Origin of the sequence: Acinetobacter sp. YH12046 (assembly GCF_013419905.1) — a bacterium.
GTDB lineage: Bacteria > Pseudomonadota > Gammaproteobacteria > Pseudomonadales > Moraxellaceae > Acinetobacter.
Window position 1 is genome coordinate 1 of sequence record NZ_VOZF01000051.1, and the last position, 10658, is coordinate 10658.

The 10658-nt window shown below is 37.8% G+C and carries 12 protein-coding genes and 3 pseudogenes; 7 read left to right on the forward strand and 8 right to left on the reverse strand.

Going from position 1 to position 10658, the window contains the following annotated elements:
• Nucleotides 1-509 precede the first annotated feature (509 nt).
• Nucleotides 510-1082, forward strand: a complete 573-nt coding sequence (locus tag FTU03_RS15360; protein WP_000193118.1) for a LexA family transcriptional regulator — start codon at nt 510-512, stop codon at nt 1080-1082.
• On the forward strand, nt 1079-2377 hold the full coding sequence (locus FTU03_RS15365) for a Y-family DNA polymerase (protein ID WP_000100479.1): 1299 nt from the start codon (nt 1079-1081) through the stop codon (nt 2375-2377). The genes FTU03_RS15360 and FTU03_RS15365 overlap by 4 nt, the downstream gene beginning before the upstream one ends.
• A 253-nt stretch (nt 2378-2630) precedes the next feature.
• On the opposite strand, the gene xseB is transcribed toward FTU03_RS15365, so the two are convergent.
• Together xseB and xseA are read right to left on the reverse strand one after the other, a co-directional pair.
• Complete coding sequence (gene xseB / locus FTU03_RS15370) at nt 2631-2825, reverse strand: exodeoxyribonuclease VII small subunit (protein WP_001058302.1); 195 nt, start codon at nt 2823-2825, stop codon at nt 2631-2633.
• Entirely contained in the window at nt 2815-4083 is a 1269-nt protein-coding gene (xseA, locus tag FTU03_RS15375; RefSeq protein WP_000004127.1) for an exodeoxyribonuclease VII large subunit, read from the reverse strand. Before xseA ends, xseB begins: the two co-directional genes overlap by 11 nt.
• A gap of 216 nt (nt 4084-4299) precedes the next feature.
• On the opposite strand from xseA, the gene FTU03_RS15380 reads away from it, so the two are divergent.
• Together FTU03_RS15380 and FTU03_RS15385 are read left to right on the forward strand one after the other, a co-directional pair.
• On the forward strand, nt 4300-5604 hold the full coding sequence (locus FTU03_RS15380) for a type II toxin-antitoxin system HipA family toxin (protein ID WP_000816116.1): 1305 nt from the start codon (nt 4300-4302) through the stop codon (nt 5602-5604).
• Nucleotides 5597-5875 carry a helix-turn-helix domain-containing protein gene (locus FTU03_RS15385; RefSeq protein WP_000361155.1) on the forward strand — a complete coding sequence of 93 codons (279 nt, stop codon included), beginning with the start codon at nt 5597-5599 and terminating at the stop codon, nt 5873-5875. The genes FTU03_RS15380 and FTU03_RS15385 overlap by 8 nt, the downstream gene beginning before the upstream one ends.
• A gap of 116 nt (nt 5876-5991) precedes the next feature.
• Here the strand turns inward: FTU03_RS15385 and FTU03_RS15390 are convergent, their stop codons facing one another.
• The gene (locus FTU03_RS15390; RefSeq protein WP_096902802.1) at nt 5992-6189 is read right to left on the reverse strand and encodes a hypothetical protein; all 198 of its coding nucleotides are present in this window, start codon (nt 6187-6189) and stop codon (nt 5992-5994) included.
• Nucleotides 6190-6396: 207 nt separating this feature from the next.
• Between FTU03_RS15390 and FTU03_RS15395 the strand changes: the two are divergent.
• Nucleotides 6397-7553: pseudogene (locus FTU03_RS15395) on the forward strand (IS4 family transposase).
• 43 nt (nt 7554-7596) lie between these two features.
• Here the strand turns inward: FTU03_RS15395 and FTU03_RS15400 are convergent.
• Together FTU03_RS15400 and FTU03_RS15405 are read right to left on the reverse strand one after the other, a co-directional pair.
• The gene (locus FTU03_RS15400; protein ID WP_096902794.1) at nt 7597-7899 is read right to left on the reverse strand and encodes a helix-turn-helix domain-containing protein; all 303 of its coding nucleotides are present in this window, start codon (nt 7897-7899) and stop codon (nt 7597-7599) included.
• A pseudogene (locus tag FTU03_RS15405) lies at nt 7892-8249 on the reverse strand (type II toxin-antitoxin system RelE/ParE family toxin). Before FTU03_RS15405 ends, FTU03_RS15400 begins: the two are co-directional and overlap by 8 nt.
• Nucleotides 8250-9031: 782 nt before the next feature.
• Here FTU03_RS15405 and FTU03_RS15410 point away from each other — a divergent pair.
• Nucleotides 9032-9361 carry a four-helix bundle copper-binding protein gene (locus FTU03_RS15410; RefSeq protein ID WP_016658833.1) on the forward strand — a complete coding sequence of 110 codons (330 nt, stop codon included), beginning with the start codon at nt 9032-9034 and terminating at the stop codon, nt 9359-9361.
• Nucleotides 9362-9488: 127 nt separating this feature from the next.
• Here FTU03_RS15410 and FTU03_RS15415 read toward each other — a convergent pair.
• Both FTU03_RS15415 and FTU03_RS15420 read right to left on the reverse strand, forming a co-directional pair.
• A pseudogene (locus FTU03_RS15415) lies at nt 9489-9781 on the reverse strand (type II toxin-antitoxin system RelE/ParE family toxin).
• Nucleotides 9771-10016, reverse strand: coding sequence for a type II toxin-antitoxin system RelB/DinJ family antitoxin (locus FTU03_RS15420; protein WP_000246755.1), 246 nt, complete (start codon nt 10014-10016; stop codon nt 9771-9773). The pseudogene FTU03_RS15415 and the gene FTU03_RS15420 overlap by 11 nt, the downstream one beginning before the upstream one ends.
• A 343-nt stretch (nt 10017-10359) precedes the next feature.
• On the opposite strand from FTU03_RS15420, the gene FTU03_RS15425 reads away from it, so the two are divergent.
• Nucleotides 10360-10536, forward strand: coding sequence for an ATP-binding cassette domain-containing protein (locus tag FTU03_RS15425; protein WP_179993437.1), 177 nt, complete (start codon nt 10360-10362; stop codon nt 10534-10536).
• Nucleotides 10537-10563: 27 nt separating this feature from the next.
• On the opposite strand, the gene FTU03_RS15430 is transcribed toward FTU03_RS15425, so the two are convergent.
• On the reverse strand, nt 10564-10658 hold a 95-nt coding region (locus FTU03_RS15430; protein ID WP_179993438.1), incomplete at its 5' end, for a transposase domain-containing protein.

Sequence of the window (10658 nt, forward strand, 5' to 3'; positions counted from 1 at the left end):
GCCGAGTCGTAAAGCTCAGAAAGCTAGCAATGAACAAAGAAATTTAAATCCTGTTCTTGACTCTTGCAGTTAAAAACAGGACATTTTAAATGGTTTATCGCATAGACATTTTAATTGGTGAATAACAACAGCTTTTTAAATTGTGTTATAATTCAGTATGCTAACACCTAGTTTACAGCCCACTCACCCTCGAGTGGGCTTTTTTTATGATTTTTCACGTTCCACGCCTATTCTTTAATCAATGTTCCACGGTTTTATTTAATGTTGCTGAACAATCAATGGATACCAGTAAAGCCCTTTAGGTCTTCTGTTGCTTCAAATATAAAGTCTCTACGATCAAGGATTAGACAATCTTTATTGTGTCGTCTGACTGATCTTGTGGCTTTGCTAATATCATGGCAATCCCAAGATTTGGGATAATACTTTATTAAAGAACGGACAATCTTGTTTTTATATTCTGAGTTTTCTATAATCTTAATTATGTTACATAATCAAGATTGATAATAAAAATGACGCAAAATAAGCATGGTGGTGCACGCAAAGGTTCTGGCCGTCCTTTTGTCTATAACGAACCGACCAAGGTCATTCGGGTGCCAGAGTCTCGTGTATTGGAAATCAAGAAATACCTGAAAAAAAATGACACTCCAAAGTTTAACGATATTTCCTCTATTACATTGCTTGAGACAAAAACACATTATGAGATTCCTGTTGCTTTGCAAAAAGTTGCTGCAGGCTTCCCTTCCCCTGCTCAGGACTATATCGATAAGACCCTTGATCTAAACGAGTTTCTTATTCAAAACCAACAGGCAACCTTTATCGTTGAAGTGGAATCCTTATCCATGCGTGATGCAGGGATTGATCTGAATGACAAGCTAATCGTTGACCGTAGTATTGAAGCCAAGCATGGGGATATTGTTCTGGCATTGATAGACAATGATTTTACGATTAAACGTTTAATGATTGAGGGTAATCAATGCTGGTTGCAGGCGGCTAATCCTGATTTTGCTGATATCTATTTGAAAGATAATCAAACCATGCTGATTTGGGGTGTGGTTACCAGTGTGATCAAGAAGTTCAGATGAGCAGTTACGAGCGGATTTATGCCCTGATTGATATTAACAACTGTTATGTCAGTTGTGAGCGGGTATTTAATCCCAGTCTAAACAACAAACCTGTCATTGTTCTCAGCAATAACGATGGCTGTGCTGTGGCAAGAAGTAATGAAGCCAAAGCGCTGGGCATCAAAATGGGCGTTCCTCTCTTTCAAATACAAGATATTGTTCAGCAACATCAGGTCGTGGTGTTATCCAGTAACTATGCTTTATATGCTGAAATGTCCAAGCGTTTTCATTCAATTTTGGCTAGTTTTGTTGCGCCACCTGAACAGGAAATCTATTCAATTGATGAGTGTTTTTTAGACCTGACCAGTTATGCACAAAATTTTGACTTAACTCAGTATGCGCATCACATGAAACAACGATTGTTGGATTGGATTGGCTTGCCCGTCTCGATTGGTATCGGGCGTAGTAAAACTGAAGCCAAAATGGCCAACCATCTTGCCAAAAAAAGACAGGGTTTCAAGGGTGTGTGTAACTTACTCAATATGGATTTCCTAGATCAGGAAATGCTTTATTCAGACATTGAGGTCGGTGAAGTTTGGGGCGTTGGTCGTAAGTTAGTTAAAAAACTAAATGCCATGGGAATCTATTCGGTACTGGATTTAGTGATGCAAGATTCTCATCGCATGGCGAGCCTTTTTTCTGTGGTAATGCAAAGAACAGTATTGGAGCTGCAAGGTGTTTCTTGTATGCAGTTAGATGATGCCCCTCCCCCCAAACAGCAAATCATAGCAAGTCGTTCATTTGGTGAAAAAGTTACCGAGCAAGATGATCTCAAAGAGGCTATGGGCAAGTATGTACAGGATGCGGTCATACGTTTACGAGCAGACGCTTCCTTATGTGGATGTGTCATTGCTTTTGTGCAATCGAATCCTTTTGATTCAAAGGTTCCCTATTACAGTAAATCGTTGGCTTTTGAGTTTCCTGAACCGACGGATTGTGTTTTGGATCTGATTAAAACAGCTATGCAACTGCTGGAACACATTTATAAATCTGACGTGAAATATAAAAAGTGTGGTGTAATTCTGACGGATTTAATTGCTAAGCAGCGCTTTACTCCTGACCTGCTGACGGACCACAGCCAGCGTGAAAGTAATGAAAGCCTCATGCAGACTTTAGAAGCGGTACAGGCGAGATATGGGAAAACTAAATTAGCTGTTGGCAGCTGCTACTTGCCACAACGAAAGTGGTCCATGAATCGTACCCATTTGACCCAAAACTATTTCAGCTGGCAGGGATTATTAAAGATCAGCCATTAAATTAATTAGCCTCACCTATTTGGTTTAAGTCAGCTTAATGAAGAACTCGACACATAAGCCGACACAGGCTTGATCCTCAGTCAACCATTTAACAACGTAAGTATGTTGTTTGGGATCCATGTAACACCTCTCGAGGAAAAGGTGGTTAGTAATAAAACTCTGCTCAAGCAAATTTATTGGGTTAACTGTCAGTTTTCACCATCTCATGTCCTTTATTTCTAGAACATTCTAGACTTTTCTCGACCTAGAATTTTTATTCTTTAAAGGTGTCATTCAACGCCTGTTGCACAGCATCAATACGTAATTTGCAGGCTTTATAGGCAGTCATGGACTCTTCAACGATCGCCATAAGGTTATCAATATCCGGTTCTTCCTGAGATTCAAGAAATTCGGCATTTTTCTTGAGAATTTCATAACCTTTCTTGAAACTTAGTTCTTCATTGTTCATGTGCGTTTACCTGTGTCACGGTGGCATCAATGGTGCCATCCTTAAGTTCAATCTGTAATTGCTGGTCAGTAATCTGCTGTATGGAACGGATGGCTTTGCCTTGGCTACGGACAATTGCATAGCCCTTGGCCATCACATTACGTGGATTCTGTAGCAAGGTTTCCCTCATCAATGACTCTACCTGCTGTGAAGCTAGTTTAATCTGTTGTTGAGCAAGATACTTAGTATCACTCTTCAGCATATCAACTCTACGTTGGGCTTCATTGATCTGGTTCTGTGTCAGAGTTTTGATAGTTTTCAGATACTGATCACTCTGGCTCTGGTAGGTGATCAACTGGTGCTGTGACAGTAGCTTGATGGTCTGCAAAGCAGTACTAACTTCATTGACTCGCTCCACAATCAGGTTACGGATCCCTGCGATCACTTTACTCGGAGTATCAAAGGAACGGTGTGCAATTTCATCCAAAATAGTGTGGTCTTTCTCGTGGCCAATACCGACCCAGATAGGCACAGTTCTTTTACACAGCAGTGCGGCCAGATCATAATCATTCAGGTAAGCTAGGTCATTCACGGCTCCACCACCACGGATAATCACAATAAGGTCTGGTGCTATCAAGTAATCTTGAGCCCACTGTCTTAAGGCACGGCCCAAAACCTGAATGATGCTGGCAGAAGCAGTATTACCCTGAAAAGTTGCTGAATGATAAACGAAATGGCAGACACCAGCCTGAGCCAGGGCATCCGCATCTTTTTTAAAGTCACCTAACCCTGCAGCATTTTCCGGTGCAATGACCAAGACATTCTGAATATCAAAGGGTACCGGCAACTGTTTATTGTTATTGAGCAGGCCTTCCTCAGTCAGTCGCAGCAGAATCTGCTGATAGCGTTTGGCGATGTCTCCTAGAGTAAAGCTAGAGTCGATATCTTCGATATTGACCGAGAAGCCATATTGCGGATCAAATCTAGCTTTGACCTTGATCAGTACATTCAGGTCTTTCGACAGTTCAATACCACTTTCTCGTTCAAACTTTAGAACTATTTTTTGTGCCGTAAATTTCCAAATGGTGCCTTTACAACTAGCGATCACCTTATGGCTTTCTTCATCTTTCTCAGCCAACTCAAGATAATAGTGACCGCCTTTAATACTTAAATTACGGATCTCAGCCTTGACCCACACTGCCCCATCAAAAGTCAGATGGATGACTTCCTGTACAGTGGCAAGGTATTCACTAAGGCTGAGTTGTTGACGTTCTGACATGATGTAAAGGATAGCTAAAATATAAGGAGGTGAGATTTAACCTAATATTGATCAATTCTACTGCAAATCAGATGAGTTTATTGCAATTTTGAGAAATGTATAAGTTCTTCTTAGACACCTAGAGTGATCATTGAGATTTTTAGTTTAATTATACTTTTATATTAAAATAGATATATAATCAATAAAATCATTATATTTTACTATTTTAATAAAATTATGAAGCAATACTGTACACTGCAAATCTACCAAGACTATGAATGGCATGACTGTGCTTTGGTTGAGGTTACGGATGATCAAAATGCTGGATGGCAGGCAGCTACACGTACATCATATTTGTTCGAATATGCTATTTCATATATGGATCTAAGAGATGGTCATGCGCTTGCTTATGACTTACCAGTGAACGTTCAAAATAGATTGGAATCAACTTGGCCAGCATTTCTTATGGATCTATTACCTCAAGGATACGGCCGCAAAGAATTACTAATACAGCTTGATTTTTCTGAGAATGTTCAGGAACAAGCGGACTGGGCGCTTTTAAAAGCAGGCGCAGGAAATCCAATTGGGAATCTGCGAGTCAAAGAGGCTCATGAGTGGTTACAAAGTCATTTCCCAAAGCTGCAGAATCAGGGATTTAGCCTAAGCCAAATTATTGAACGTAAAGAGAAGTTTATTGAATCGCTCGCATCTTATGGACTTTTTATTGCTGGTTCATCTGGTATTCAGGGTGAGTGGCCAAAATTGTTGTTAACACAAGGTTATGATGATCTTTTCTATCTAGATCATACTCTTCCAGATGATCAAGTTAAGCAGCATTGGTTGGTTAAATTTAGCCGCGGCAGTGATCAAAATTTGAATAAAATCCTGATGAACGAAGCTTTGTATATGAAAGTCGCTCAGTACTTGCAACTACGTGTACACCGGGATCTTGAGCTACATGGCAAGACTTTGTTTATTCCAAGATTTGATCGCAAAGTAATTAATGGCAAAGTTGAAAGAATTGCTCAGGAAAGCCTTGCATCTCTAGGTGGGAAGGCGGGCTTTGGGGTTAGAATGACCCATAATCAAATATGTACCCTGCTTATGGAGGCTTGTACCGAACCAAAGCAGGAAGTATTTGAGTATTTGAAGCGTGATCTCGCAAATGTTGCCTTAGGCAATAAAGATAACCATACTCGCAATACAGCAATCCAACGCTTCAATAATGGTAAAATTCAGCTCACACCATTATTTGATTTTGCGCCAATGTGGTTACATCCTGATGGTATTGCACGTACTACTCGTTGGGAAAGAGATGATCATGGTGGTATGCCACTTTTGAGTTCTGTGATTGAGCAGATAGCTGAAAGCACTTCGATTGGTCCACAAGAAATTAAAACTTTATTAATTGAACAGTTACCAATTTATCGGGGATTGTTAGAAAAGATGCAGGCTCTTCAAGTAGCGGATGAAATTCTGGAAAATAGCCAATATCGAATAATCAATATTTGCCAGCAGTTGGAGGAGATCAGCCATGGATAAACGTTTTAAACCATTGACCCCTATTCAACAAATGGAAAAAAGACTATCTGTGCTTGAAACCATCAATAATCATCCAGACTGGTCTTTTTATCAAGTTGCTCGATTTATTCGAACAGAGCTACATTTAACACTGAATGATATGGCTAAAATTACTAAGATTGCGCCACAGACACTGCAAAAAATGGAGCAACCAGGGAGCAATCCTACTTTGAAATCCATGCAGAAATTACTCGATACTTTCGGTTTACAATTACAAATAAAAGTTAAATGATTTTTAATTCTGAGCCATCGGTTTTTCTAAAATCTTATCCGTTTAAGGATACAAAGAGGAAATAAACAGGCTCTAGGTTGTTTTATGATTATTTTTAGACAAACGACTCCAAAACCTTATGTAGCAAGGGTTTTGTCTCTACAGTAATTAATTTGTTTTTGAAAAAATGGAGTAGAGTGTTTGAAATATGAATAATCGAATTCGGTTTCTGTAAGCACAGTAATTTCATCTGCATGTGCTTTATATTCATCTATATTTTCGAGTAATTCATCCTCTGAGAATGGGAGTTTTTTTTGATTTTCAGTGTCGTTCATAGAGTCATATCCTGAGAAGTTATTTAGATCATCATAAACCAGACATTTTTAATGGTGAGAATACAGACACTTTAAATGGTTTCTAACACAAAAAAGGGAGCTTATAGCTCACTGCTGTCCCATAGTTTGATTTAAATAAAAAAACCTGAGTCTGAATCGTTAAAATATAAGTGCGAACCAACACTTTAACGACCAAGGACTCAGGTTTTGTCATATCAGAATACCGTATTTCATCAATTGATTAAACCCATACTCCGACAAGATTTTGAACGTCTTGTTCAAATACATCATGTCGGTCAGAAATTTAGAGCCGCTTCAAGATGGGATCAGTTCATTGCCATACTGATGTCTCAACTTTCCTGCAGACAAAGTCTGCGGGATATTCAATCTAATCTAGAGTGTCAACAAGAAAAGCTGAATGCTCTCGGAGCAAAGTCTATCACCCTCGCAGTACACTGGCTCGAATCAATCAGGAACAGCCTGCAGCCTTGTATGAACAGCTATTTTACACCTTGCTTAAATCTTATGAACACTCAAAAGTAGCTCATAAATTCCGCTTTAAGAATCCCTTATATTCCCTGGATGCCAGCCATATTGATCTGTCATTTTCCTTATGTGAATGGGCCAAAGTGCATGAATCCAAAGCCAGCATGAAACTTAGCGTTGGCTTAAATTACAGCAATACCATTCCTGAATTTGTGGCGCTTGGGGATGGCATTGAAAATGATATGGTACAAGGCAGAGCATTCAAATTTCCTGCTGGCAGTATTGTCGTATTTGACAAAGGATATATTGATTATCAATGGTTTGCCCAATTGACTCATCAAAAGGTCAGTTTTGTCACCCGATTGCGCCCAAAGACAGTTTATCAAGTGAAATCTAGCCGCAGCGTATTAGCATCTAAAGGTATTATTGCGGATGAATGGATTGAATTAAGTAGTGCTTATGCAAAGAAAAGAGGTGCTCCCAAATTATTAAGACGTATAGAATTTTATGATACCGATAAGAACAGGACGTTTGAGTTTCTGAGTAATAACTTTCATCTGGCAGCATTAACGATTGCTGCAATTTATAAAGACCGTTGGAAAGTGGAGCTGTTCTTTAAAGCACTTAAACAGAATTTAAAATTAAAGTCATTTCTAGGCCGAAGCCGTAATGCCATACAAACTCAAATTTGGATCGCGTTAATCGCCTATTTGCTGGTGAGTTTCGCTCAACATCTGGGGAAAGAAGGCTGGACAGTGCAGCGCTTACTCAGAATCATTCAAGTGAATTTGTTTGAAAGAAAAACGTTAAAAGCTTTATTCTCACCCGATAAAATCCCCATTAAACAAGAGGAAGCTTATTTAAGCTTCCTCTTGTGAAAAATTGTGGGACAGCAGTGGCTTATAGCTACCTTTTTTATCGTTACACATTAAATCCTATATGTTTTCCTGTTGGAAGCTCCACATCAATACGGAGCTTACCACCCATTGCCTCAACATACTTTTTCATGGTTGAAATCTTTAAATCATTACCACGATTTTCAATTGCTGAAAGTGATGGCTGTTTTATTCCCAAAGTTTCAGCAAGTTCTTTTTGGGAAATCTCTAACTCTTCTCGAATAAGATGGAGCTGAGTCTCTAACAGTAGCTCATCAGCCATTTTTTTAATACGTGCTTGGCTCTCTGGAGAGCGACTAACCAATAATTCCTGTAAGGTTTTAGCCATTAGATTGTTCTCCTAGGGTTGAGAGATGAAGTTCGTATTGCTGTTCTGCAATGTCCAGCATCTCTTTTATAGAAACGCTTTTTACCGCCTTTATCACCGATGCAAAGCACAATGGCCTGTCGTAATGGATCAAATGCAAAAAAGGCTCTAAGTGGTTTACCTCTATGCTGAACGCGTAGCTCTTTCATATTGGTAAATTTAGAGTCATACACGGTATCCACTAAAGGGCGACCTAAGCTAGGTCCCTGCTGCTGTAGAACGACCAAAGCTGCGAGGACTTTCTCTTGTGTTGATTCATCTTGCTGCTCAAGCCACTCATTAAACAGATCTGTTGTGATGACTGTCCACATATCACAACCAAAATATAGATTATAGTCTATATTTTATAGTGAACTTAGTCAGTTTTCAAATGGTAATAAAAAACCCCGACATCCTGTCGGGGTTTTTCGTGTTTGGTTGCAAGGTATAACTTCTGTCGTACCTAACCATCCTTGTGCTGATCTTTCTTATTCTTGTTGTTTGGAGCTTCCTGCTTTCCTTGACTACATCATAAGAAATAAAGCTTTGATCAGCTAGAAGCAGATTCCTTAAATTACTGTACGTCAAAGCGTACAAAAATGGCTTAAAAATAGCCCCAGAGTTATCCCCATAAATTGTGGATTTTTTTCAGGTTGAAAGCCTTATAGATTGTAGGTGATTTTCTGTTTTGAGTGTTTTTTGAGCAAAAATGTTGGCAAAAAATATCAAAACCGCTCATAAAAAAGCCGACTTGTTTCAAAATCGGCTTTTTGTGCATTTTTAGATTTTTCTGGTTTTATTAAGTATCTGATATTTATATTAATATACAAGTGTATTGCGTATAACCACCATTATGTTAAATAGAGGGAAAATCTATTTTTAAAGTGATAAAATTATTGCAGTTATTTTAAGAATAGCTGCTTTTGATACTTGATCATCTATCCTAATTAAAAACTGTTTTTTAATAATTTGGAATATAAATAAGATTTAGTTAAAATTAACATTATTCATATAAATTAACATTATGTATTACATTTACTAATAATTTAAAATAATTAGTAGAAAAAAATTATGTTTTAATTATTTCTTTGATTATATAAGTTGAGAGTAAAAAATGATTAATACGGAATTTTCAAAGTGTATTTCTGCATGTACAAACTGTTCACTTATTTGTACTGAATGTGCAACTTCTTGTTTAAAAGAAAAAGATTTAGAGATGATGCGTGAATGTATTCAACGTTGTCTAGAATGTGCAGATATTTGTCAGTTATGTGTGCGTATGCAACAACATAACTCACCTTTCCTCAAAGAGATTTGTGAGCTTTGTGCTAAGATCTGTGAATATTGTGCGGAAGAGTGTGAAAAACATTCACATGATCATTGTAAAAAATGTGCTGAGGCTTGCCGTCAGTGTGCAGAAGAATGTCGAAAAATTGCCATGTAAAATACTTCAATAATGTTAATTATATGCTCTAGACTAACATAATCATTCTGCTAGTCTAGAGCCTTTCCTAAAATTAACATAATACACCTTATACGAAGCCAAAAATGGGAGCTTTAAGCTCCCATTTTTAGTCTTTAATTCGCTTTTTCGCTTCGTCATAAACTATGCTATCAGCTCGTTTTCCGACGGTAATGAGCAGGATAACTACCTGATCATCTTTAACTTGATAGACAAGTCGGACACCAGCTTTTAATAATTTGATTTTATAGCAACCTGCAAGATCGCCTCTAAGCATATTCTTTGGAATATGTGGCTGCTCTATGACTTTGGCTAGTTTCTTTTTAAATTGATCTCGTATAGCAACAGGGAGTTTTCCCATTCTGCTGTAAAGTCCTTGTGACGTAAAAGCTTATAAGTCATCTAATGTGACTTCCTCAAACATCTCTTTAGGATCATTAATGCGCTTACGGACAAGAGCTAATAATTCTTCATCTTCTTCCGAAAGCAAAGCTTTTTTGACAGGCAGTTTCCCAGTCGTAGCAACATACTCAAGAATACTAGTGAAGAAATCAGTAGGTGCAATACCTTGCTCTTTAAGGATTGAATAAGATTTTTCTTTAAGGGCTTCATCGATCCTGAAGTTAACAGTAGCCATCATATTTCCCAAGTATTTAATGTACTAGGAATATTGTAATGCAAATTGCATTACAAGTCGACTTCGCATAACAGCCATTATGTTAAATAACTTTTAGAAGCTTTAGTACAAGCTTGACAGATTGTCTTATCATTATAAAATAACCTTATTCAAATCATCCTCCCAAGAGTAACGCCAATGAAGTAAGTCATTTTCTCATCATTATTTTTAAACTTTTGATGTGCAAAATAGATTCTACTTGTGGCTATATATTCTTGGTCTCTACTTTATATCCTAAATAATATATTGTTTTTTATAAGTTAATCTTCACTATTTTGCATATCCTCTACATGAGGAATTTTTTATGCAACATGCATGTATTGCTTCAAACTTAAATTTAGAATTTTCTACACAGAAAATGTTTGATCAGCTAAACATTACGCTTTTATCAGGACAGGTTTCTGCATTAATTGGACGTAATGGTTTAGGTAAATCCCTATTGTTCAGAATATTAGATCAAAGCCAAGCTTTAGATATGTAAGCGTCCGCTGAACCCCATGCCTATTTTTTAATTCGATTTAGGTTTCCAGCGGTGTGGTAGCAATTCTTCAATCTGAGTCACTTTATGTGTCGGCAACCTTTTCAGCACATCACTTAAATAGG

Coding starts and splice junctions, on each gene's coding strand:
- FTU03_RS15365 (WP_000100479.1), top strand. CDS start 1,079: ATGAGCAGTTACGAGCGGATTTATGCCCTGATTGATATTAACAACTGT.
- FTU03_RS15410 (WP_016658833.1), top strand. CDS start 9,032: ATGATTAATACGGAATTTTCAAAGTGTATTTCTGCATGTACAAACTGT.
- FTU03_RS15390 (WP_096902802.1), bottom strand. CDS start 6,189: ATGAACGACACTGAAAATCAAAAAAAACTCCCATTCTCAGAGGATGAA.
- xseA (WP_000004127.1), bottom strand. CDS start 4,083: ATGTCAGAACGTCAACAACTCAGCCTTAGTGAATACCTTGCCACTGTA.
- FTU03_RS15425 (WP_179993437.1), top strand. CDS start 10,360: ATGCAACATGCATGTATTGCTTCAAACTTAAATTTAGAATTTTCTACA.
- FTU03_RS15420 (WP_000246755.1), bottom strand. CDS start 10,016: ATGGCTACTGTTAACTTCAGGATCGATGAAGCCCTTAAAGAAAAATCT.
- FTU03_RS15400 (WP_096902794.1), bottom strand. CDS start 7,899: ATGGCTAAAACCTTACAGGAATTATTGGTTAGTCGCTCTCCAGAGAGC.
- FTU03_RS15360 (WP_000193118.1), top strand. CDS start 510: ATGACGCAAAATAAGCATGGTGGTGCACGCAAAGGTTCTGGCCGTCCT.
- FTU03_RS15380 (WP_000816116.1), top strand. CDS start 4,300: ATGAAGCAATACTGTACACTGCAAATCTACCAAGACTATGAATGGCAT.
- FTU03_RS15385 (WP_000361155.1), top strand. CDS start 5,597: ATGGATAAACGTTTTAAACCATTGACCCCTATTCAACAAATGGAAAAA.
- xseB (WP_001058302.1), bottom strand. CDS start 2,825: ATGAACAATGAAGAACTAAGTTTCAAGAAAGGTTATGAAATTCTCAAG.